The sequence below is a fragment of the Streptococcus pluranimalium genome, assembly GCF_002953735.1.
In the GTDB taxonomy this organism is placed as follows: Bacteria; Bacillota; Bacilli; order Lactobacillales; family Streptococcaceae; genus Streptococcus; species Streptococcus pluranimalium.
Window position 1 is genome coordinate 2,043,131 of sequence record NZ_CP025536.1, and the last position, 22,392, is coordinate 2,065,522.

Annotated in this window: 18 protein-coding genes, 2 tRNA genes and 1 other annotated feature; of the genes, 12 read left to right on the plus strand and 8 right to left on the minus strand. The window is 36.4% G+C overall.

Annotation, left to right across the window (positions count from 1 at the left end):
- Positions 1-2 precede the first annotated feature (2 nt).
- The 4 genes from C0J00_RS10320 to C0J00_RS10335 form a co-directional block, all read right to left on the minus strand.
- Positions 3-872: a GRP family sugar transporter gene (locus C0J00_RS10320; RefSeq protein WP_104968769.1), complete on the minus strand. Its 870-nt coding sequence runs from the start codon at positions 870-872 to the stop codon at positions 3-5.
- A 374-nt stretch (positions 873-1,246) separates the two neighbouring features.
- On the minus strand, positions 1,247-2,728 hold the full coding sequence (gene guaB, locus C0J00_RS10325; RefSeq protein WP_104968770.1) for an IMP dehydrogenase: 1,482 nt from the start codon (positions 2,726-2,728) through the stop codon (positions 1,247-1,249).
- A 335-nt stretch (positions 2,729-3,063) separates the two neighbouring features.
- Positions 3,064-3,549: an arginine repressor gene (locus C0J00_RS10330; protein WP_104968771.1), complete on the minus strand. Its 486-nt coding sequence runs from the start codon at positions 3,547-3,549 to the stop codon at positions 3,064-3,066.
- Between the two features lie 9 nt (positions 3,550-3,558).
- Positions 3,559-4,239: a Crp/Fnr family transcriptional regulator gene (locus C0J00_RS10335; protein ID WP_104968772.1), complete on the minus strand. Its 681-nt coding sequence runs from the start codon at positions 4,237-4,239 to the stop codon at positions 3,559-3,561.
- Between the two features lie 190 nt (positions 4,240-4,429).
- Between C0J00_RS10335 and C0J00_RS10340 the strand changes: the two genes are divergently transcribed.
- The 6 genes from C0J00_RS10340 (at position 4,430) to C0J00_RS10365 (ending at position 11,488) form a co-directional block, all read left to right on the plus strand.
- Positions 4,430-5,137 carry a B3/B4 domain-containing protein gene (locus C0J00_RS10340; protein ID WP_104968773.1) on the plus strand — a complete coding sequence of 236 codons (708 nt, stop codon included), beginning with the start codon at positions 4,430-4,432 and terminating at the stop codon, positions 5,135-5,137.
- A 287-nt stretch (positions 5,138-5,424) separates the two neighbouring features.
- On the plus strand, positions 5,425-6,660 hold the full coding sequence (arcA, locus tag C0J00_RS10345) for an arginine deiminase (protein WP_104968774.1): 1,236 nt from the start codon (positions 5,425-5,427) through the stop codon (positions 6,658-6,660).
- 107 nt (positions 6,661-6,767) lie between these two features.
- Positions 6,768-7,781, plus strand: a complete 1,014-nt coding sequence (gene argF / locus C0J00_RS10350) for an ornithine carbamoyltransferase (RefSeq protein WP_104968775.1) — start codon at positions 6,768-6,770, stop codon at positions 7,779-7,781.
- 101 nt (positions 7,782-7,882) lie between these two features.
- Positions 7,883-8,830, plus strand: coding sequence for a carbamate kinase (gene arcC, locus C0J00_RS10355; RefSeq protein WP_104968776.1), 948 nt, complete (start codon positions 7,883-7,885; stop codon positions 8,828-8,830).
- 31 nt (positions 8,831-8,861) lie between these two features.
- Positions 8,862-10,271: an arginine-ornithine antiporter gene (gene arcD / locus C0J00_RS10360; protein WP_104968777.1), complete on the plus strand. Its 1,410-nt coding sequence runs from the start codon at positions 8,862-8,864 to the stop codon at positions 10,269-10,271.
- A gap of 98 nt (positions 10,272-10,369) precedes the next feature.
- A complete protein-coding gene (locus C0J00_RS10365; protein WP_104968778.1) occupies positions 10,370-11,488 on the plus strand; it encodes an aminotransferase in 1,119 nt (372 codons plus the stop codon).
- Between the two features lie 420 nt (positions 11,489-11,908).
- Here the strand turns inward: C0J00_RS10365 and trpS are convergent, their stop codons facing one another.
- Together trpS and C0J00_RS10375 are read right to left on the minus strand one after the other, a co-directional pair.
- On the minus strand, positions 11,909-12,931 hold the full coding sequence (gene trpS, locus C0J00_RS10370; RefSeq protein ID WP_104968779.1) for a tryptophan--tRNA ligase: 1,023 nt from the start codon (positions 12,929-12,931) through the stop codon (positions 11,909-11,911).
- A 16-nt stretch (positions 12,932-12,947) separates the two neighbouring features.
- Positions 12,948-13,532: a GNAT family N-acetyltransferase gene (locus C0J00_RS10375; protein WP_104968780.1), complete on the minus strand. Its 585-nt coding sequence runs from the start codon at positions 13,530-13,532 to the stop codon at positions 12,948-12,950.
- A 46-nt stretch (positions 13,533-13,578) separates the two neighbouring features.
- Positions 13,579-13,787: a binding site (T-box leader), on the minus strand.
- A gap of 113 nt (positions 13,788-13,900) precedes the next feature.
- On the opposite strand from C0J00_RS10375, the gene C0J00_RS10380 reads away from it, so the two are divergent.
- The 3 genes from C0J00_RS10380 to C0J00_RS10390 all read left to right on the plus strand — a co-directional run bounded on the left by C0J00_RS10380 (position 13,901) and on the right by C0J00_RS10390 (position 19,130).
- The gene (locus C0J00_RS10380) at positions 13,901-14,773 is read left to right on the plus strand and encodes a YitT family protein (RefSeq protein WP_104968781.1); all 873 of its coding nucleotides are present in this window, start codon (positions 13,901-13,903) and stop codon (positions 14,771-14,773) included.
- A gap of 69 nt (positions 14,774-14,842) precedes the next feature.
- Positions 14,843-16,465, plus strand: a complete 1,623-nt coding sequence (locus C0J00_RS10385; RefSeq protein WP_104968782.1) for an ATP-binding cassette domain-containing protein — start codon at positions 14,843-14,845, stop codon at positions 16,463-16,465.
- 70 nt (positions 16,466-16,535) lie between these two features.
- The gene (locus C0J00_RS10390) at positions 16,536-19,130 is read left to right on the plus strand and encodes a YfhO family protein (protein WP_104968783.1); all 2,595 of its coding nucleotides are present in this window, start codon (positions 16,536-16,538) and stop codon (positions 19,128-19,130) included.
- Positions 19,131-19,213: 83 nt separating this feature from the next.
- On the opposite strand, the gene C0J00_RS10395 is transcribed toward C0J00_RS10390, so the two are convergent.
- Positions 19,214-19,285, minus strand: a tRNA-Glu gene (locus tag C0J00_RS10395).
- 142 nt (positions 19,286-19,427) lie between these two features.
- Here C0J00_RS10395 and C0J00_RS10400 point away from each other — a divergent pair.
- A tRNA-Arg gene (locus C0J00_RS10400) sits at positions 19,428-19,501 on the plus strand.
- Positions 19,502-19,551: 50 nt separating this feature from the next.
- On the opposite strand, the gene rlmH is transcribed toward C0J00_RS10400, so the two are convergent.
- Complete coding sequence (rlmH, locus tag C0J00_RS10405; protein WP_104968784.1) at positions 19,552-20,031, minus strand: 23S rRNA (pseudouridine(1915)-N(3))-methyltransferase RlmH; 480 nt, start codon at positions 20,029-20,031, stop codon at positions 19,552-19,554.
- 300 nt (positions 20,032-20,331) lie between these two features.
- On the opposite strand from rlmH, the gene C0J00_RS10410 reads away from it, so the two are divergent.
- A complete protein-coding gene (locus C0J00_RS10410; protein WP_104968785.1) occupies positions 20,332-21,480 on the plus strand; it encodes a S1C family serine protease in 1,149 nt (382 codons plus the stop codon).
- 53 nt (positions 21,481-21,533) lie between these two features.
- The gene (locus C0J00_RS10415; protein ID WP_104968786.1) at positions 21,534-22,301 is read left to right on the plus strand and encodes a ParB/RepB/Spo0J family partition protein; all 768 of its coding nucleotides are present in this window, start codon (positions 21,534-21,536) and stop codon (positions 22,299-22,301) included.
- Positions 22,302-22,392 lie beyond the last annotated feature (91 nt).

Genomic DNA, 22,392 nt, shown 5'->3' on the forward strand with positions numbered 1-22,392 from the left:
TTTTAATATGATTTTACAATACCTAATAGGACTGCTCCAATAACAAATAAAACTGTGCCAATAAAAATCCATTGGAGTTCTTTTTTGGTCTTTTTTTCCCCAAGAAAGAGAATACTTGCTGCAATAGAAATAACCGTCCCCAATTGTGAAAAACTAAAAGCAATTGCCAAGCCAGCTTGAGCGGCGGCAAGTAACATAAAGATGTTACCAGTTCCCCATAGCAAACCAACAACAGAATTTTTTAGAACAACAGGCTCAAAAGCAACATTCCCTCTCATAAAGAAGAGCGCCCCTAAAAACATCCCAACTGCCATTGGCAGTAAAACAGAAAGGGCATCGAATTTCATGATATTGTTAAATAAAACAGCATAAGAAACATAGCCGAGGGTTGAATAAGTCAAAGCTCTAAAACCTTTTGGAAAATCTCTCTCTGCCAAACCTTCAATAGACTCTGATTTATCCTGACGACTTGAAAAGTAGAAACCAACAAGCAAAATCACAAGCGCTGATAAACCAAGAACAAATTGAATTGCTTTTGTCCATTCATGAAAAACAAGAGCTCCAACTAAGCTACCTAATAGCAACTGAGAACCACTTGAAAGAGGTTGTGCTACAGAAACACCCATATACTTCATGGCATGAAATTGACCATTTTGCCCAACGGACCAAAGTAATCCTCCAATAATACCAAAAATCCAGAGCGCCCACGTCATTTCAGGTCTAACAACAATCCAAGAAACAAGTGCAAATAAAAGTGCTCCGATTGTTAAACCAAGTGTTTGTTGATTGGCAGTGCCACCAATCTTGTTTGATGTAAATCCAATCAATCCCCATGTAAACATAGGAATCAATGCAAAAATAATACCTTCCACAATAGATACCTTTCATTAAAAAATGTCATTAAATATATGCTCTTAACATCATAGGCAAACCATGACTGAGCATTATGATAAAAATCATAACTAAAATACTTTAATAAAGTTTACTCGCCTTGTCAATGGTTTTATTTATTTCTAATGTCAAAACATTTCTTATTTTTGTAAGTCACCAAAAAGAGACTAGAGTAAAAAATCCTAGTCTCTCAATTCTTATTAAATAGCTGATCAATATTCAGTGGTTAAGTGGGTTCCATTGCTCTAATTTTATCAGTTTTTACAGTTCCACACCACTCTGCAAACGTGAAACAAAGAAATCAACCGCTTTACATTACTGATTTTTTGTCGCCCTCTCTTTGAATATCTATTCCCTAGTGGACAGAGTAGTTAGGAGCTTCATTTGTGATTTGAACATCATGTGGATGGCTTTCTTTTAGGCCTGCACCTGACATTTCAACGAATTGAGCATTTTCGCGAAGTTCTTGAAGGTTAGCAGCTCCAACATAACCCATTCCTGAACGGATTCCTCCAAGCATTTGGAAGACAATGTCGGCTGCAGAACCTTTATAAGCAACACGTCCTTCGATACCTTCTGGAACAAGTTTATTAGCTTCATTAACAGCACCTTGGAAGTAACGGTCACTTGAGCCTTTCTTCATGGCTGCAATCGACCCCATACCACGGTATGATTTGTATTTACGACCTTGGAAAATTTCTGTTTCACCTGGCGCTTCATCTGTACCAGCAAACATTGATCCAAGCATGACAGCATTACCGCCAGCTGCAAGAGCTTTGACAATATCCCCTGAATACTTGATTCCACCATCAGCAATAATCGTTTTACCATACTCACGCGCAACACTAGCAGCATCATAAATAGCTGTGATTTGAGGAACACCAACACCCGCAACAACACGCGTTGTACAGATTGATCCTGGTCCGATACCAACTTTAACCACATCGACACCAGCATCATAAAGGGCACGTGCTCCTTCTGCTGTCGCAATGTTACCAGCAATCAATGTTTTGGTTGGGAAGTGTGCTCGGATTTCAGCAATTTTACGAAGAACACCTGCTGAATGACCATGCGCTGTATCAATAACAATAGCATCTGCACCTGCTTCAAATAGAGCTTCAGCACGTTCAAAAGTATCTGACGTAACTCCTACAGCCCCTGCAACCAAAAGACGACCAAATTCATCCTTAGCAGCATTAGGGAACTCAATAACTTTTTCAATATCCTTGATAGTAATCAATCCTGAAAGACGACCTTGCTCATCAACAAGTGGTAACTTTTCGATACGATGTTTATGGAGAATACGCTCAGCTGTAGCCAAATCAGTACCAACTTCTGCAGTAATAAGATTCTCACTTGTCATATGTTCTGAAATAAAGGAATTATAGTCTGAGATAAAACGCATGTCGCGGTTAGTGATAATTCCAACCAATTTACGGTTATCCATAGAGTCTACAATAGGAACACCACTAATACGATAGCGTTGCATGAGGTCTTCCGCTTCATGAACTTTTTGATTTGGCGTTAAGAAAAATGGATCAATAATAACGCCATTTTCCGAACGTTTAACTTTACGCACTTCTTCTGCTTGAGCTTGAACTGACATGTTTTTATGAACAACACCAAGTCCACCCGCACGTGCAATCGCAATCGCCATCTTGCTGTCTGTGACAGTATCCATGGCTGCTGTAATAATAGGAATATTCAGAGTCAAATTATCAGCTAATTTTGTCTGCATGTTCACCTCATTTGGTAGAACATGGCTCTCTGCTGGAATGAGTAGGACATCATCAAAAGTAAAGCCTTTTTTCAAAAATTTAGATTCCCAATTTGACATGAAATATTCTCCTTTTATGCTGTTAATTAAATTTTATTTTTACTATCATATCATGCTAAAATATTTTGTCAACCGATATTTTAGCAAGAACCTCTTAAAATTAAAAATAAAAATTTTCTGTATTTTTACGAACTTTTCATTGCAATATCTCATTTAAAATCTGCTTTTTATAAAAGTTATTCCTTTACAAAAAGAAACAAGTTCCCAATAGAACTTGCTTCTTCACTAGTAATAAGCGTAATAATCTGACATATCATTGTCAATACAGCTTACTCTCATCTTATCCTAAAACGAATACCTATGATTATCTAAGCATCCTTTTATAAAGAAAGGACCTATCGTTTTGAAAAGAAAAATGGAGGTGTGTATTGACTTAGTTTTTCAAAACATTGTTGTGCCTTCTCATTATCTTCACAAATAATCAGACAAGTATCATCGCCACAAACGGTTGCCAGAATTTCCGGTAATAAAATAGAGTCCAAAATAGAACCAAAAGATTGTGCCAAACCCGGCAGTGTTTTTAAGACAACTTGATGTTGTACAGGAAACAACATCACAAGCGCATCTTCCATATAGAAGCGTAAACGTTTTTCCCAACGTTCTTGAGAAATACTATGAATTTCATAATAAGTTTCTGTTGATTCATGATTAATATCATTAATTTTAATGAGATTGAGTTCTTTCATATCACGTGATAGCGTAGCCTGAGTTACAGAAATACCATTTTTTTCAAGAAGCTCTCTTAACTCGTGCTGAGTATGAACCTTTGTCTCTGTAATTAACGAACGAATCAATTGATGTCGTGCCTCTTTTTTATTCATATCAGTTCCTTATTCCAAAAATTTTTTAAAATAATGCTTATTGCTATATAATAATTTCTTTCCCTTCAAATCAACAATGCCTTGATTCCGTAACTCCTTAAGTACATGGCTTACTGTCTCACGAGTCGTCGCACTCATGCTAGCAATCTCAGTTGTTGTAATAGGAAATGGTAGATAACCTTCCTCAATTGGGACTTCTAATAGAAGAGTCGCCAAGGATTGAACAACACGTGTCCTAGCACTTGAAGTAACCATATTTCGTAATCTTATTTCATGAATTTGTAGTAAGCGTGAGTATTTTTGACACAAGTGTCTCATCTGATTCATGTTGTTCTGTGAATATTCTTCATACAGTGACATAGGGATCAAAAAATAAGTGACATCTGTAATAACAACAGCTGAAAAATGGTAATGTTCCTCTAGAAAGAGCCCTCCATACGGAAAAATGGTTCCTTGTCTCACATAATCAGTATAAATAAAATCTCCCGAAACATCTGCTTGCTCTAACTTGGCATGCCCTGTTTCTATCAAAAATAAGGTATCACGTTTATCTCCCTCAAAAAACAAGGTATGATTTTTTAAGGCCTTACGATACTTAATATGAGCAACAATGTGATCAAACTGCTCAATAGTAAAATGTTTGAAATCCTCTAATCCTCTTAAATAGATATACTGTTCTTTTGAAATCACTCTGGTTTGTGAAACATTCCTTTCAGCCTATTTGCCTGTAGTAGCTTATATCCCTCATTATATCAAAAAACATAAGGCAAAACTATTTTTTTTAAACCAGTTAAGTTTTTTGAATAGCTTAAATATTATTGCTTTTTTAATTTTATTATGACATAATGTGGTTGCATATTACCTTAAAAGGAGACTTCACATGAAAACATTTATTGTTGATGATAGTTACTGGAAGTTGTTTCCCCATTCTAAAATTGGAGTTATATTAATCCATAACTACCAAATGAATGAAGACCTAGTAGACGAACTAGAACAGCTACTATCCCTTAGTAATAACCTAGCAAAAAAACATCTCCAAGAAGAGCAATTTAGCCAGAATGATGTCATCCAGACTTATCGAAAAGCTTACCAACAATTTAAAACTAAGAAAGGAGCCCGTTCCAGCATTGAAGCACTTTTAAAACGTGTTGATTCAGGCAATCCTGTCACATCAATAAGCCCTCTGGTTGATATCTACAATGCTGCCAGTCTCCAATTTGCTTTACCTATTGGTGCAGAAGATCTTGATACATTTGAAGGGGATTTGAGATTAACCATTACTAATGGTGGGGATGAATTTTACCTTATCGGAGATGATGAAAACAAGCCTACTCTACCAGGTGAATTGGCTTATATTGATAATGCTGGTGCAGTTTGTCGCTGCTTTAATTGGCGGGATGGAGCCAGGACCATGATTACGGATCAAACCGTCAATGCTTTTTTAGTCATTGAATTGATTGATATCACAAAAGAAGCAGAATTTAAAAAAGCTTTAGATTTTATTGAGGAAAAAACTAACTATTTCTTATCAGCTAAAACACAACAAATGATTTTAGATCAAAAACATACTAAAATAAATCTGAGCTAAATAATCTTTTTTCTAAAATAGTCGCCTATGAAAATAGAGATATCTATTTTCATTTTTTTTTAAGGATTTTTAAATTGATAAATTATCATTTTTGAATTAAATACGTTTAAAAATGTATAGAAATCGCTTACATTTATATAATGATACATTTTTTATCTAAAAACTGTTAACTTTTTAACAGTTTAGCTGTGAAATAATCCGTTCTTTTTTTAAAAAAAATAGTAAAATGAAAGCGTAAACAAAACGAGATAGTATTTATCATCTCACTATCATGAAAGGAGAATAGTATGTCTCACACAAGTCCAATTCATGTTTTCTCAGAGATTGGAAAACTCAAAAAAGTCATGTTGCATCGTCCAGGTAAAGAAATTGAAAACCTTATGCCGGACTATCTTGAACGTCTTCTTTTTGATGATATTCCATTTTTAGAAGACGCTCAAAAAGAACACGATGCCTTTGCTCAAGCACTTCGTGATGAAGGTGTTGAGGTCCTATACTTAGAAACTTTGACTGCTGAATCCCTAACCACGCCGGAAATAAAAGAAGCTTTTATTGATGAATATCTTTCAGAAGCTAATATCCGTGGTCGTGCTACCAAGAAAGCCATTCGCAAGCTACTCTTATCAATCGAGGACAATCAGGAACTCGTGGAAAAAACAATGGCAGGTATCCAAAAATCAGAACTTCCTGACATTCCAGATGAAGAAAAAGGATTGACGGATTTGGTTGAATCTGACTATCCATTCGCGATTGATCCTATGCCAAATCTATACTTCACACGCGACCCTTTTGCAACTATCGGCAAAGGCGTTTCACTAAACCATATGTTTGCTGAGACACGTAATCGTGAAACACTTTATGGTAAATATATCTTTACGCATCATCCAATCTATGGCGGTGGAAAAGTACCTCTAGTCTATGACCGTGATGAGACAACACGTATTGAAGGAGGAGATGAGCTTGTTCTATCGAAAGATGTTCTAGCTGTCGGTATTTCTCAACGTACCGATGCTGCTTCTATTGAAAAATTATTGGTTAACATCTTTAAAAAAGAGCTTGGTTTCAAGAAAGTACTGGCTTTCGAATTTGCCAACAATCGTAAATTCATGCACCTTGACACAGTGTTTACAATGGTTGACTACGATAAGTTCACTATTCATCCAGAAATTGAAGGAGATTTGAGAGTTTACTCTGTCACTTATGAAAATGACTCTCTCAAAATCGTCGAAGAAACAGGTGATTTAGCTGAACTATTGGCTAATAATCTCGGGATTGAAAAGGTTGAACTCATTCGCTGTGGAGGAGAAAATTTAGTTGCAGCCGGTCGTGAGCAGTGGAATGATGGATCAAACACATTGACAATTGCACCAGGGGTAGTCGTTGTTTACAATCGCAACACTATCACTAATGCAATCCTTGAATCTAAAGGTCTTCGATTAATCAAGATTCACGGAAGTGAATTGGTCCGCGGTCGTGGTGGACCACGTTGTATGTCAATGCCTTTCGAACGTGAAGAAATTTAATGCCTAGCAACTATAGAATCAATAGGCATTTATAGCCAGATATAAAGGTTCTATTATGCTAAAGATGATTAATAGTAAATGAACAAAAAGATAGGAGAATAACCCTTATGACTCAAGTATTTCAAGGACGTAGTTTTTTAGCAGAAAAAGATTTTACCCGTGAAGAACTCGAATACCTCATTGATTTTTCAGCTCATTTGAAAGACCTTAAAAAACGAGGTATCCCACATCGTTACCTAGAAGGCAAAAATATTGCCCTCTTATTTGAAAAAACATCTACACGTACACGCGCTGCTTTTACAACTGCTGCAATCGATCTTGGTGCTCATCCAGAATATCTAGGTGCTAATGATATTCAATTAGGGAAAAAAGAATCAACAGAAGATACTGCTAAAGTATTGGGACGTATGTTTGATGGTATTGAATTCCGAGGATTTAGTCAAAAGATGGTTGAAGAACTTGCTGAATTCTCTGGCGTTCCAGTTTGGAATGGTCTTACAGATGAATGGCATCCAACTCAAATGTTGGCAGACTATTTAACTGTAAAAGAAAACTTCGGTAAACTTGAAGGAATTACCCTAGTTTACTGTGGAGATGGTCGTAACAACATGGCAAACTCACTTTTGGTAACTGGTGCTATCCTTGGTGTTAACGTGCGCATCTTCTCACCAAAAGAGTTATTCCCTTCAGACGAAGTTGTCGCACTTGCGAAAGGCTACGCTAAAGAAAGTGGCGCAAAATTAGTCATCACTGAAGATGCCGACGAAGCTGTTAAGGGAGCTGACGTCCTCTATACCGATGTTTGGGTATCGATGGGAGAAGAAGATAAGTTTGAAGAACGTGTTAAATTATTGACACCATATCAAGTCAATATGGATCTTATCAAAAAAGCTGACAATGAAGATTTAATTTTCTTACATTGTCTCCCTGCTTTCCATGATACTAATACCGTTTATGGTAAAGATATCGAAGAAAAATTCGGTGTTAAAGAGATGGAAGTGACAGATGAAGTCTTCCGTAGCAAATATGGTCGTCACTTTGATCAAGCTGAAAATCGTATGCACACCATTAAAGCCGTTATGGCAGCAACTCTTGGAAATCTCTTTATCCCAAAAGTTTAAATAGTTAAGCGACTAATTCATCTACCGTTATTAGAAGGGCTGGACTGGCTAAAGCCCAGCCCTTTCATCATAGGCAAAAAGGTTACTTTAAGGAGAAAAACATGACAAATCGTAAAATAGTGGTTGCCTTGGGAGGAAATGCTATTCTTTCTAGTGACCCTAGTGCTCAAGCACAACAAAAGGCTTTAGAAGATACTGCCAAACACCTCGTTAAACTCATTAAAAATGGCGATGAGTTGATCATCACTCATGGTAATGGACCACAAGTTGGTAATCTCTTACTTCAAAATATCGCTGCTGATTCCGATAAAAACCCTGCCTTTCCATTAGACAGTCTCGTAGCTATGACAGAAGGATCTATTGGTTTCTGGCTTCAAAATGCCTTACAAAATGCTTTACTAGATGAAGGTATTGAAAAAGAAGTAGCATCTGTTATTACACAAGTTATTGTTGATAAAAATGACCCTGCTTTTAACAATCTTTCTAAACCAATAGGACCTTTCTATACAGAAGAAGAAGCTAAGGCTGAAGAAAAACGTACAGGTGCTACTTTTAAAGAAGACGCTGGCCGTGGTTGGCGTAAAGTTGTCGCTTCACCGAAACCTATCAACATTAAAGAAATCGAAACAATCCGTACTCTTTTAAACAGTGGCTCAGTTGTCATTGCTGCCGGTGGTGGCGGTATTCCTGTCATTCAAGAGGATAGCGGTCATCTAACTGGTGTTGAAGCCGTTATTGATAAAGATTTTGCTTCTCAAACACTCGCTGAGCTAGTAGATGCTGATCTTTTCATAGTGTTAACAGGAGTTGACTATGTCTTTGTAAACTTCAATAAACCAAATCAAACCAAACTAGAACGCGTATCTGTTGCAGAGCTAGAAGACTATATCAAAGAGGAACAATTTGCACCAGGTTCAATGCTCCCTAAAGTGGAAGCTACCATGGCTTTTGTCAATAATAAGCCAAACTCTAAAGCTGTCATTACTTCTTTAGAAAACCTAGGTGAGCTCATTGCTTCTGACAGTGGTACGATTATCGTAAAACATTAATTGAATGCAAAAGAAAGAACAGGTATCTCTTATGTCTAAAGAACCAAAAAAATTAGGGATTATTGCCTTAACAGCACTTATTATTAGTTCCTCCATTGGCGCTGGTATTTTTGCTATCCCTACAGATATGGCTGATGCTGCATCACCTGGTGGGGCTTTAATGGCCTGGCTTATTGCTGGTCTTGGGGTTCTAACTCTATGCCTATCTATCGTTAATATTATTAATAAAAAACCTGAACTCTCAGGTATTGTTAGCTACGCTGAAGACGGTTTTGGACCCTTTAATGGCTTTATCAGTGGTTGGGGATATTGGCTATCTGCTTGGTTAGGTAACGTTGCCTTTGCAACCATGATGATGAAGACAATCGGACGATTCTTACCAGCCTTCGGTGACGGTAGCAATCTATTATCTATTCTAGTTGCTTCTGTCATCCTATGGGGACTTTATTTCTTAGTTAATCGTGGTGTAGAGTCTGCCGCTTCTTTAAACACTATTATTACTCTTTGTAAACTTCTTCCCCTTGCCTTTTATATTATTTTAGCTATCCTTTTCTTTGATATTAATACATTTATGGATAATTTCTGGGGAACAACTTCTGGCAGTTTCGAACTATCATCTGTTATTAAGCAAATTCAAAGCTCAATGATGGTTATTATGTGGGTTTTTGTTGGTATTGAAGGTGCTGCTATGATGTCTGATCGAGCTAGTAGTAAAGCAATCGTTGGAAAATCAACCGTCCTTGGACTTATTGGACTTCTGGTGGTTTATATTGCTGCTTCCATTTTACCCTATGGTATCCTAGCACGTGAACAAATTGCTGGACTTCCAAATCCAGCTATGGGATATGTCCTAGCAGAAAATGTTGGAAGCTGGTTCCCAATTGTTGTCAACATCGCATTAATTATCTCTATTTTCGGTGCTTGGTTATCTTGGACAATGCTTCCCGCTGAAACAACCCTAATCATGGCCCAAAGAGACCTATTGCCTGCTAAATTTGGTAAATTAAACAATCAAGGTGTTCCTACTTACTCACTCTTTTTCATGACAGCCTTAACACAAGTTTTCATGTTCACTCTACTCTTCACCGAATCTGCTTACCAATTTGCCTATGCTCTCTGTACAGCTGCCATGTTTATCTCTTGGCTATATGTCGTTCTCTATCAGACAAAATTATCCAAATCCTTAAATGACACTAAACAAATGCTTCTAGGACTGATTGGTTCTGTATTCTTTATTTGGGTCATTTGGGCTTCTGGTATCGACTACTTCTTACTTTGTTTGATTGCTTACTTAGTAGGAATCTTCTTCTATATCCAAGCACGTAAACAAAAAGGCATCAAAAAAGTGTTTTCACAAGCTGAGTTAATTTTATTAGTCTTCCTTGTTGCCGGTGCCCTCCTTGCTATCTTTAGATTAGTAACAGGACAGATTTCATTTTAATAGACACAAAAGTCTGGTATAAAGAGGCGGGTAGCACTTGTCTCTTTTTACCATTCTGAAATAAAAAATGATATGATAATGTCAGAAAGGATACAATTATGAAAATCAATGCGTTTGGTGTTGAAGAATGGCTAAATGTCTGGGAAAATGATGCCATCTATGATATTGCTGGTAGTTCAATCGCTTCGATGACTCTTGAAGAGATTTTAGAGCTCAATCCCGCAGACAAAGAAAACTTACTTAACGAATTACTTCAGAAAAAAATGAATTATGGTTGGATTGAGGGATCTCCAGAATTCAAAAAAGAAGTTGCTAAACTATATCAAACCGTTAAACCCAGCCAAATACTGCAAACCAATGGAGCTACTGGAGCTAACTTTTTAGCTCTTTATAGTTTGATAGAACCTGGAGATCATGTCATTTCGCTTTACCCTACTTATCAGCAACTTTATGACATTCCACGTTCTTTTGGTGCTGATGTTTCACTTTGGAAAATTCGTGAAGAAGACAATTGGTTGCCGTCATTAGATGACCTACGCCAATTGATAAAACCAAATACCAAAATGATTTGTATCAATAATGCCAATAATCCTACTGGTGCTGTTATGGACAGGGTATTTTTGGAAGAATTAGTCTCAATTGCTGATCAAGTTGGTGCCTATATTGTTTCTGATGAAGTTTATAAACCACTGGAAGACAATATAGATGTTCCAGCTATTGTTGACCTCTATGACAAAGGAATCTCAACTAATAGCTTATCAAAAACGTATTCTGTCCCTGGTGTTCGTGTTGGATGGATTGTTTCAAATGATCAATTAGCTGATATTTTTCGCAAATACCGTGATTACACAATGATTTGTGCAGGTGTTTTTGATGATTTGATCACCACACATGTTTTAAAACATAAGGAATTCGTTTTAAAACGAAATCACGACATTGTATCGCGTAATTTAAAAATAGTAAAAGATTGGGTAGCTAATGAGCCAAGAGTATCATTAATCTTTCCAAGACACGTGTCAACCTCTTTTATTAAGTTAGATATTCCAGAAGAAACAGAAAGTTTTTGCATTCGTTTACTCAAAGAAAAAGGCGTTCTTCTCGTTCCTGGAAATCGTTTTGATATGCCTGGTTATGCTAGGCTCGGTTACTGTACTCACACAGAGACTTTGCAAAAAGGATTAGAAAAACTATCTGAATTTTTGAGAGAGTTCGATTAATTCTTGTAGCACAAATACCAGAGAAATTAAAGCTCTCTATCTTTAGGTAATACTAATCAGTTCTTTAATTCTAACTATTTGGTCACTATCCTAACAGCAGACATGGTTTAACTTATTGGTGATTCATAAACAATCGGTGACTATCCTAAATCATTTCTCGAAACCATAAAAAAACTAATCAGAAACTCAAATGTTATACTCGAAGAAAATCACAATCTGACTAGGAAAAGAGATGCAGATAGAACTGAAATTCATCAAGGTAATCTAGACAACGTCAGATTTTTATTCTTAATGAGTATTAGGCTTTCTGTTTGAACATCAAACCATGTTAAAAGGCTTAGAATCAACGTTTCTTGCCAACGTCATTCTAAGCCTTTTCTGTTTTTAAGCCCTTTTTTCCTATCAACTCTTTATCAATGCTTAAAAATAATTGATTCCCATCGCTTCTTTCACTTCTGAGAGCGTCTGTCCTGCTACAGCGCGTGCTTTTTCACTACCTTTTTCAAGCATGGCAAAGACTTGCCCCATATCCTTGGCAAATTCTAAACGACGCTCACGGATTGGTGATAATTCACGCTCCAAAATGTCCAAAAGATAACGCTTGGTTTTAACATCTCCAAGGCCACCTGATTGATAGTGTTCTTTCATAGCAGCAATATCCGTCTGATCTTCCTCACGACCAAAAATATCTAAATAATGGAAGACCATATTGCCTTCAATTTGTCCTGGATCTTCCACGCGAATGTGATTTGGATCTGTATACATACTCATGACTTTTTTACGGACAGTGTCCATATCGTCAGAAAGATAAATCCCATTGCCAAGTGACTTAGACATCTTAGCATTACCGTCAAGACCTGGCAGACGACCAGCAGCTTCGTTTTCTGGATACATCCCTTCTGGTTCGACCAAAACATCACACTTGTAAGTGTAGTTAAAGCTACGAACAATTTCACGTGTCTGCTCAATCATCGGTTTTTGATCATTTCCGACAGGTACAAGATTAGCTTTAAAAGCTGTGATATCAGCTGCTTGTGAAACAGGGTAAACCAAGAAGCCAGATGGAATAGACTCTCCAAAGCCTTTTTGAGCAATCTCTGTTTTAACAGTTGGATTGCGTTCCAAACGTGCCAACGATACCAAGTTCATGTAGTACATGGTCAATTCAGCTAATTCTGGAATCTGACTTTGGATGAAAATGGTTGATTTTTCTGGATCAAGACCCGCTGACAAGTAGTCCAAGGCTACATTCCCTATAGATTCTTTGATCATTTCTGATTCCTTAGCATGGTCTGTCAGAGCCTGTTGATCAGCCAAGAAAACGAACATGTCATATTTATCTTGATTTTGCAAAAGGACGCGATTTTTGAGGGATCCAACATAGTGTCCTAAGTGTAATTTCCCAGTTGGGCGATCTCCTGTTAAAATAATTGGTCTAGTCATTTTTTCTCCTTTACAGTTAGTTGACAACACTGTCAATTTCTTTAAAATAATCTTCTTTAGTGAGGGTGTAATGCATCATAGTGATAAAACGATTGGGAACTTTCTTATCAAGCTTAGCGTAAGGCTCTTCATGACTGAATCTCATACCAATCTTTTGCATGACCCGACCAGATGCTGGATTTTCTTTATCATGACGAGCAATCAAGCAATTCATATCGAGTTTTTCGAAAAAGAGGGTTGCAAAAACTCTTGCAGCTTCTGTCATATAACCTTGATTCCAAAAATGTTTATCTAAGGTGTAGCCAAATTCAGCACGACCTACGTCTTCTTTTAGATCATGCATGTCAATGGTGCCAATAAACTGGCCAGTCTCTTTTAGCTCAATACCCCAGCGTCCCAAGGGATGAGCTAGATAGATGCTAGCGATAATGTTTTTGGTTTCTTCCAGCGATTGATTGGCAGCAAAAGTCCAACGCACATTTTCTTCATCGGAAGCGTAAGCATACATTTCCTCAGCATCTGCCATTGTCACTGGACGAAGCACTAATCTCTCTGTTTCTAGCACTCTGTACTTATCTAATTTTTGATAGACATTTTCCATTCATCACCCTACTTTTAACATCAAAAAACTCACGTAGATCGATCTACGTGAGGGCGTTTACTAATCTGACGCGGTACCACCTCAATTAACACAGTTGTGTCATCTCTTACCTTATTAAGAATTAAGAAGCATGATACCATTTGGTTTCATGTGAAACATCAGCCCACTTGATTAAGTTGTCCTACTGGTTTACAGCAACCACCAGCTCTCTAAAAAAGATTAAACCTAACTACTTATCTGAATAGGTTTATTCTAAAAAAAACATTTCCAAATGTCAAGTTTTTAAAAAGCTATATTGACTTGATATGCAAGCTAATAGATAATATAAATAGACTCAAAATAATGATTAAAAACGACAGGAGAACAAGGTGTCAAAAAAAATAAAAAACTTTATATTGCTAAATATCGGTTCCTTAGTCACTGCAGTTGGTTTTAATGCTTTTTTCTTTCCCAATAATATTGTTACTGGTGGAATGAGTGGACTTGCTATCAGCTTACACGAAATTTTTGGTTGGGACACTGCCACATTTATGATGGTATCAAACATTCCACTGCTACTAATTTGCTATTTTTGCTTGGGAAAATCTATCTTTGTAAAAACCATTTATGGTTCATGGATCCTTCCTATCTTCATTAAACTAACGCAATTTTTACCGACAATCACTGAAACACCCATACTTGCGACATTATTTGGTGGTCTTATCGTAGGAGCTGGTTTAGGTATCGTTTTTTGGAGCGATTCATCAACTGGAGGAACAGGCGTTATCGTTCAATTACTTGGAAAATATACTCGTATTAGTCTTGGAAAAAGTGTTATTTTAATTGATGGTATTGTCACAGTCATTGGTTTTGTTGCCTTTGATAGTGATACTGTCATGTATTCCATTATTGGTTTAATCACTATCAGTTATGTTATTAATACGATTCAAACAGGTGTTACAACACTGGTAACCGTCTTTATCGTTTCACAAAATTATCAGCCAATCAAACACTATATTACGACTACTGCAGATCGTGGTGTAACAGAAATTCCAGTTAAAGGAGGCTATTCTGGCACAAATCAAATCATGTTAATGACAACGATCGCTGGTTATGAATTCACAAAATTACAAGAAGCTATTCTAAAGATTGATGAAACTGCCTTCATTACTGTTACCCCTGCTTCGCAAGCTCTAGGACGAGGATTTAGCCTTCAAAAAAGCCATGGACGCTTTGACGACGATATTCTCATGCCAATGTAATTGATTGATAAATAAGCATTTTTTAAGTAAAATGGAGTAGCATATTATAGATAAAATGAGGTAATCACATTGCTTACAGTTTCAGACGTATCTTTACGTTTTAGTGATCGCAAACTTTTTGATGATGTTAACATCAAATTTACAGAAGGAAATACTTACGGACTTATTGGTGCCAATGGTGCTGGGAAATCAACATTTTTGAAAATTCTAGCTGGTGATATTGAACCATCTACAGGCCATATTTCACTTGGCCCAGACGAGCGCCTATCTGTCCTTCGTCAGAACCACTTTGACTATGAAGAAGAACGCGCCATTGATGTTGTTATCATGGGTAACCAAGAACTCTACGACATCATGAAAGAAAAAGACGCTATCTACATGAAAGAAGACTTTTCTGATGAAGATGGTGTACGTGCCGCTGAGTTAGAAGGCCAATTTGCAGAGCTTGGTGGCTGGGAAGCTGAATCAGAAGCCTCTCAACTCCTTCAAAACCTTAATATCCCAGAAGATCTTCACTACCAAAATATGAGTGAGTTAGCAAATGGTGATAAGGTTAAAGTTCTCCTTGCTAAAGCCCTTTTTGGTAAACCAGATGTGCTTCTTCTAGACGAGCCTACCAATGGTCTTGATATCCAATCTATCTCATGGTTGGAAGATTTCTTGATTGATTTTGAAAATACCGTTATCGTCGTATCCCATGACCGTCACTTCTTAAATAAAGTATGTACACACATGGCTGACCTTGATTTTGGTAAAATTAAGCTCTTCGTTGGTAACTATGATTTCTGGAAGGAATCATCTGAGTTGGCTGCACGTCTTCAAGCAGACCGCAATGCTAAAGCTGAAGAAAAAATTAAACAGTTGCAGGAATTCGTTGCCCGTTTCTCTGCCAATGCTTCAAAATCTAAGCAAGCGACATCTCGTAAGAAAATGCTTGATAAGATTGAACTTGAAGAAATTGTCCCATCAAGTCGTAAATACCCATTCATCAGTTTCAAAGCCGAACGTGAAATGGGAAATGACCTCTTGACCGTTGAAAACTTATCAGTCACCATCGATGGTGAAAAAATTCTCGACAATATCAGCTTTATCCTTCGTCCAGGTGATAAAACGGCTCTTATCGGTCAAAATGATATTCAAACTACTGCTCTTATCCGTGCTATCATGGGCGAAATCCCTTATGAAGGTACTGTTAAGTGGGGCGTGACAACCAGCCAATCTTACCTACCAAAAGACAATACCAAGGATTTTGAAAATGGTGAGACCATCCTTGAATGGTTACGTCAATTTGCAGCAAAAGAGGAGGATGACAATACCTTCCTTCGTGGTTTCCTTGGTCGTATGCTCTTCTCTGGTGATGAGGTTAACAAGTCTGTCAACGTCTTGTCAGGGGGCGAAAAAGTGCGCGTGATGTTGTCAAAACTCATGCTTCTAAAATCAAATGTCTTAGTACTTGACGATCCAACCAATCACTTGGACTTGGAATCTATCTCAAGTCTTAACGACGGTCTTAAAGCTTTCAAAGAATCCATTATCTTTGCCAGCCATGACCATGAATTTATTCAAACACTTGCTAACCATATCATCGTTCTTTCTAAAAATGGCGTCATCGACCGTATCGATGAAACCTACGATGAATTCCTTGACAATAAAGAAGTTCAGGCAAAAGTTCAAGAACTTTGGAAAGACTAAATCACAAAACTCAGTTGTTCTTCAACTGAGTTTTCTACTATCCTTTACAAAAAGTTTACAAGGTTAATCTATGACTTCTACATTTACAGTTAAAAGAGCATTTCCCTATTTTCTAGCATTCTTATTTCCTATCTTCATCATGGTTATTGTACTACTCTCCAATGAGATTTGGTGGGGAAGTGATCGAACCATTCTAGCTAGTGACGGTTTTCATCAGTACGTTATTTTTGCACAAAATCTCAGAAATATCTTACATGGGTCTGACAGTATTTTTTACACCTTTACTAGCGGTTTAGGGTTAAATTTCTATGCATTGATGAGTTATTATTTAGGATCGTTTTTATCACCCTTCTACTATTTTTTCTCTCTAGAAACAATTCCTGATGCTGTTTATCTCTTCACCTTACTAAAATTTGGTTTTTCTGGGCTAAGTATGTTCACAGCTTTACGAAAAATTTACAATATTGTCAATAAAGTTTTACTCTTATCTCTTTCCACTTCTTATGCGCTCATGAGTTTCGCCATTAGCCAATTAGAAATTAATACTTGGTTGGATGTCTTTATCATCGCCCCACTTATCATACTCGGCTTACACCTACTCCTTAAAAAACGTCAATTTTGGATTTATTACCTATCTCTGACAACCTTATTTATTCAAAATTATTATTTTGGATTTATGATGTCTATCTTTCTAATCCTCTATTTTCTTGTTCAACAAAGTAGGTCCTTCTCTTTTAAAACATTGCTGAAACAAGCGTTAGATTTTTCTCTTATCTCAGTATTCTCAGCCTTATCCAGTGCTATTATGTTGCTACCAACCTATTTAGATCTTTCAACTCATGGAGAAGAATTTTCAACGTTTAGTCAATGGATATCAAAAGATGCCTGGTATCTAGATCTATTTGCTAAAAATATTGTTGGAGCTTATGACACAACCAAATTTGGCTCTATCCCAATGATTTATGTTGGCTTATTTCCTCTCATTTTAAGCCTTCTATTCTTAATCCTTCCTACTATAAAATGGCAAGTACGCCTAGCTTATTGTCTACTTCTAGGAATTATTGTTCTTTCATTTTATCTTGAACCACTGGATCTTCTATGGCAAGGCATGCATGCCCCAAATATGTTTTTACACCGCTACTCTTGGCTCCTATCCTTACTAATTGTCTTCATGGCTGCAGAAACACTTAGTTATTGGAAATCTTTACACGCAAAGCATATCCTATTTATAGTCATCATTTTATTTTTAGGATTATCAGCAACAACCAGTTTTCAAAAAGAGTATCCTTTTCTAGAAACCTCTCAATTTATCCTAACCTTCATTTTTCTAATCGCTTATCTGGTAATACTTCTTAACAATAACAATCCTCTATTGCCAAAAGGATTTTTACTTAGCTTTACACTAACCTTTACACTCTTTGAAATCTTTATGAATACCTTCTTAGTCGTTAGTAGTTTAGGAGATGAGTGGGTATTTCCTACGAGAGAAGGCTACGAAAAGCATATGACTGATATTTCTGCCCTTGTCGATTACTCAAAATCTAAAGAAAATGATTTCTACCGAACAGAGCGTCTTCTCCCCCAAACGGGAAATGATAGCATGAAGTTTAACTATAATGGCATCTCTCAATTTTCATCCATACGTAATCGATCATCTAGTAGTTTACTTGATCGACTAGGATTTCAATCAAATGGTACAAATCTCAATCTGCGTTACCAGAATAATACTATCATTGCAGATAGCCTGTTTGCTGTGAAATATAATCTTAGTCAATCGGATCCTCAAAAATTTGGTTTTACCAAAGAAAAAACATCAAATGATACTTCGCTTTACAAAAATACCTTCGCTTTACCATTAGGTATTCTTACCAATGATATTTACAGGAATGTCAACTTTACTGTAAATACACTTGACAATCAAGCAAGTTTTTTAAATCAATTATCCGGTCTATCAGAAACTTATTTTCAGCGCTTAAATAAGCAACCCTTGACGTCATTGACAACTTTATCAAATACTATTAATCTCAAACCTGATCAATCTAATATAACAAAGATAAGCTATCAAGTCACAATTCCTTCCCACCAGCAAGTCTATGTTAGCCTTCCAAATCTTAACATTTCAGATAGTAATCAAAAAGAGGTAACTGTTTCTCATAAGGATAACTCACAGACCTTCACAACTGATAATGCTTATACTTTCTTTAACATTGGTTATTTTGAAAATGCCCAAACAGCTACTATTACCCTAACTTTTCCTGCTAATAGTACTGTTAGTTTTGATTCTCCCAATTTTTATGGTCTTGATACACTATCTTATCAAAAAGCTATAAAAAGCCTTAAGCAGCAAAAAACGCATACAAAGACAGAAGCCAATAATGTTTTAACAACTTATCATGCTAAGCGTGACTCTTCAGTAGTTTACACCTTACCCTTTGATAAAGGATGGCAAGCAACAGTTAATGGTAAAAGAGCAAAAATCCGGCGAATTCAAAAAGGATTAATGGCTGTTGACGTTCCTAAAAGTAGGGGAACTATTAGGCTTAGCTTTACGCCTCAAGGTCTAAAAGAAGGCAACCTACTATCACTATTAGGACTAGGATTATTTATTTGTTATAACGTAATAACTAAGCTAATCTCTTCTAAACATAAAAAAGTATCACAATAAAGAACAGGAGCTAGAATTTGTTCTAGCTCCTGTTCTTTATTTTATAAAATAAAAATAAAAAGCTGAGTACACTCAGCTTAAGATAGTCCGTACGGGATTCGAACCCGTGTTACCGCCGTGAAAAGGCGGTGTCTTAACCCCTTGACCAACGGACCATAGGTGTTATCTTTAACACTCTTATTATTATAGCAAATAAAATTTCTTTGTCTAGCCCTTTTTTCAATTTTTTTTACTTTTTTTACTTTTTTTACTATTGCAGATTAGATTATTTTTTGATAAACTAATGTGGTTGATAAAGGTCCCATAGCTCAGCTGGATAGAGCATTCGCCTTCTAAGCGAACGGTCGCAGGTTCGAATCCTGCTGGGATCAAAAAATAAGCAATCAGAAGAAAATTCTGATTGCTTTTTTATTTCTAGCCCTTATTTATGATAGGGACTGCCTTGCTGAATCATAAAAGCACGATAAATCTGCTCAACAAGTACTAGACGCATTAGTTGATGAGGTAATGTTAATAAACCAAAGCTCATTAAGTGACTAGCTCTTTTTTTAACACGCGCATCTAGCCCTAGACTACCGCCAATGATAAAAGTAATGGTGGAACTACCAGCTAAAGTAAGTTTAGACATCTGATTAGCAAAATCTTCCGATGACGATTGTTTTCCTTCAATTGCTAAAGCTATAACATAGTCTCTATCACCAATTTTAGCTAAAATTTTATCGCCTTCTTTTGCTAAAATGTTGTTATTTTCCGCTGGACTTGCTTGATCGGGCGTTTTTTCATCAGGTAATTCAATGATTTCACATTTAGTGAAACGTCCCATACGCTTAACATACTCCGCAATGCCATCTTTTAAGTATTTTTCTTTTAATTTTCCGACACAAATAATCTTGATTTTCATGATCTGATTATAACATATACACACACTTTTAACATCTTATCCACATACTAATTTCCCAATAAAACTATGACTTTGCTTTTTATTTAAAGGATTTCCACAACTTTTAAAAACTTATCCACAACCTGTGGATACTTTTCTTTTTCAAATCTTTAAGATATAATTAAGACACTTAAATTATCATTTTAGACAACAAATTAGTAATCTAAAAATAGATAGGGGCGATTTCATTTGAAACAAAAATCAAATAACCATGGATTTCAAAGGATAATTCTAATAATCCTATTAGCAATACTCTCAGGCATGGCAGGAGCTTATCTCATGCTCTATTTTTCCAATAACCTGTCAACTCCTTTGAATAATTCGCAAGCCAAAGCCAAAACAAGCAATGTGGTTTACAATAATACTACCAACACGACTAAAGCAGCCAAAAAAGTCCAAGATGCTGTTGTATCAGTTATTAACTACCAAAAGAATACCGATTCTTCTTTAAATGATCTTTATAGTCAAATGTTTGGTGGAGACAATGATAAGCGTTCTGAAGATGATTTGAGTGTCTACAGCGAAGGCTCTGGCGTTATTTATCGAAAAGAAGGTGGATCAGCTTACATCGTCACTAACAATCACGTTATTGATGGAGCTGAAAATATTGAAATTATGCTTGCTGATGGAACAAAAGTCGTCGGAGAACTTGTTGGATCTGATACTTACTCCGATTTAGCTGTTGTCAAAATTTCTGATGAAAAAGTATCTACAGTTGCGGAGTTCGCAGACTCTGATAAATTAAACGTTGGAGAAGTAGCGATTGCAATGGGTAGCCCTCTAGGAAGTGAATATGCTAACTCTGTTACACAAGGAATTGTGTCAAGTCTAAGCCGCACAGTAACGCTTAAAAATGAGGAGGGTGAAACCATTTCAACCAATGCTATCCAAACAGATGCTGCCATCAACCCTGGCAACTCTGGTGGTGCTTTGATTAATATTGAAGGACAAGTTATTGGTATCAATTCAAGTAAAATCTCATCTACCTCAACTGCTCGCGAAGCCGTAGAAGGCATGGGATTTGCTATCCCATCTAATGATGTCATCAAAATTATCAATCAGTTAGAAAAAAATGGACAAGTAACTCGCCCAGCACTAGGCATCTCTATGGCGAATCTTAGCGATCTCTCAACAAGTGCTATCTCAGAGCTTAATATTCCAAATAAGCTCACTGGAGGTATTGTTGTTGCCACTGTTCAAGATAAAATGCCTGCCTCAGGTAAACTGAAACAATATGACGTCATCACTGAAATTGATGGTGAAGAAATAACATCAACCAGTGATTTACAAAGTATTCTTTATGGTCACGAAATTGGCGATACGATTAAAATCACCTATTATCGTGGTAAAGATAAACAAACCACTGACATTAAATTAAGCAAGTCAACACAAGATTTAGAAAACAACTAAGAAAAGCCCTAATGGGCTTTTTCAATAGTTTATAACCTTAGGATAATAATACTATGGAAGATATTTTAAAAGACATACAAATCAGTGATATTACAACAAATCCTAACCAACCTCGGCACCATTTCAATGAAGAGGAGATTAAAGAACTTGCTGAATCAATAGCAAATAATGGACTGATCCAACCTATTATCGTTAGACCTTCTGATATTATTGGATACGAACTAATTGCTGGAGAAAGGCGTCTAAGAGCTCATCAATATCTTGGCAAAAAATCTATTAAAGCTGTTATTACCGATAAAAGTTATCAAGAAAGTATGAAGCAAGCTCTTATCGAAAATCTTCAAAGAGCTGACTTGAATCCCATTGAAGAAGCTAAGGCTTACCAAAATATACTTGATAAATTAGAGCTCACCCACCAAGAATTAGCTATTAGTGTCGGAAAATCTCGTCCCTATATTTCTAATCAATTGCGCTTACTCCAACTTTCTAAAACTTGGCAAAATGCTATTCGAAAAGGGGTGGTTATGCCAGGCCATGCACGACTGATTCTAAACCTCTCAACAAAAGAGCAAGACATCTGGCTAAATGATATTATTAGTCAACAATTAAGTGTACATCAATTAGAACAGAAATTAAAACAAGAGCGTCATTCGCCTTCTTCCAAAGAAAAAGTCATTTTTCAAGATCATCTCGAAAAAGAACTGCAAAAATCACTTGGTTTAGAAGTTAGCATTTCAGGATTTCAGCAAAAAAAAGGACAACTATCGATTAGCTTCGCAAATGAAGAAGAATTCAACAGAATTATCAACAAGCTAAAATAGATTGTTAGTTTCAATATTTTAAAATAGCACTTATACACAATAAAAAAACAAAAGAAGCCTTTATTAGTAAGGCTTCTTTTTATTTTCCACA

Excerpts from the sequence above, each read along its gene's own strand:
- C0J00_RS10365 (WP_104968778.1), top strand. The coding sequence starts at position 10,370 with ATGAAAATCAATGCGTTTGGTGTTGAAGAATGGCTAAATGTCTGGGAA.
- arcC (WP_104968776.1), top strand. The coding sequence starts at position 7,883 with ATGACAAATCGTAAAATAGTGGTTGCCTTGGGAGGAAATGCTATTCTT.
- C0J00_RS10340 (WP_104968773.1), top strand. The coding sequence starts at position 4,430 with ATGAAAACATTTATTGTTGATGATAGTTACTGGAAGTTGTTTCCCCAT.
- trpS (WP_104968779.1), bottom strand. The coding sequence starts at position 12,931 with ATGACTAGACCAATTATTTTAACAGGAGATCGCCCAACTGGGAAATTA.
- arcD (WP_104968777.1), top strand. The coding sequence starts at position 8,862 with ATGTCTAAAGAACCAAAAAAATTAGGGATTATTGCCTTAACAGCACTT.
- guaB (WP_104968770.1), bottom strand. The coding sequence starts at position 2,728 with ATGTCAAATTGGGAATCTAAATTTTTGAAAAAAGGCTTTACTTTTGAT.
- C0J00_RS10375 (WP_104968780.1), bottom strand. The coding sequence starts at position 13,532 with ATGGAAAATGTCTATCAAAAATTAGATAAGTACAGAGTGCTAGAAACA.
- argF (WP_104968775.1), top strand. The coding sequence starts at position 6,768 with ATGACTCAAGTATTTCAAGGACGTAGTTTTTTAGCAGAAAAAGATTTT.
- rlmH (WP_104968784.1), bottom strand. The coding sequence starts at position 20,031 with ATGAAAATCAAGATTATTTGTGTCGGAAAATTAAAAGAAAAATACTTA.
- arcA (WP_104968774.1), top strand. The coding sequence starts at position 5,425 with ATGTCTCACACAAGTCCAATTCATGTTTTCTCAGAGATTGGAAAACTC.
- C0J00_RS10330 (WP_104968771.1), bottom strand. The coding sequence starts at position 3,549 with ATGAATAAAAAAGAGGCACGACATCAATTGATTCGTTCGTTAATTACA.
- C0J00_RS10390 (WP_104968783.1), top strand. The coding sequence starts at position 16,536 with ATGACTTCTACATTTACAGTTAAAAGAGCATTTCCCTATTTTCTAGCA.
- C0J00_RS10410 (WP_104968785.1), top strand. The coding sequence starts at position 20,332 with ATGGCAGGAGCTTATCTCATGCTCTATTTTTCCAATAACCTGTCAACT.
- C0J00_RS10415 (WP_104968786.1), top strand. The coding sequence starts at position 21,534 with ATGGAAGATATTTTAAAAGACATACAAATCAGTGATATTACAACAAAT.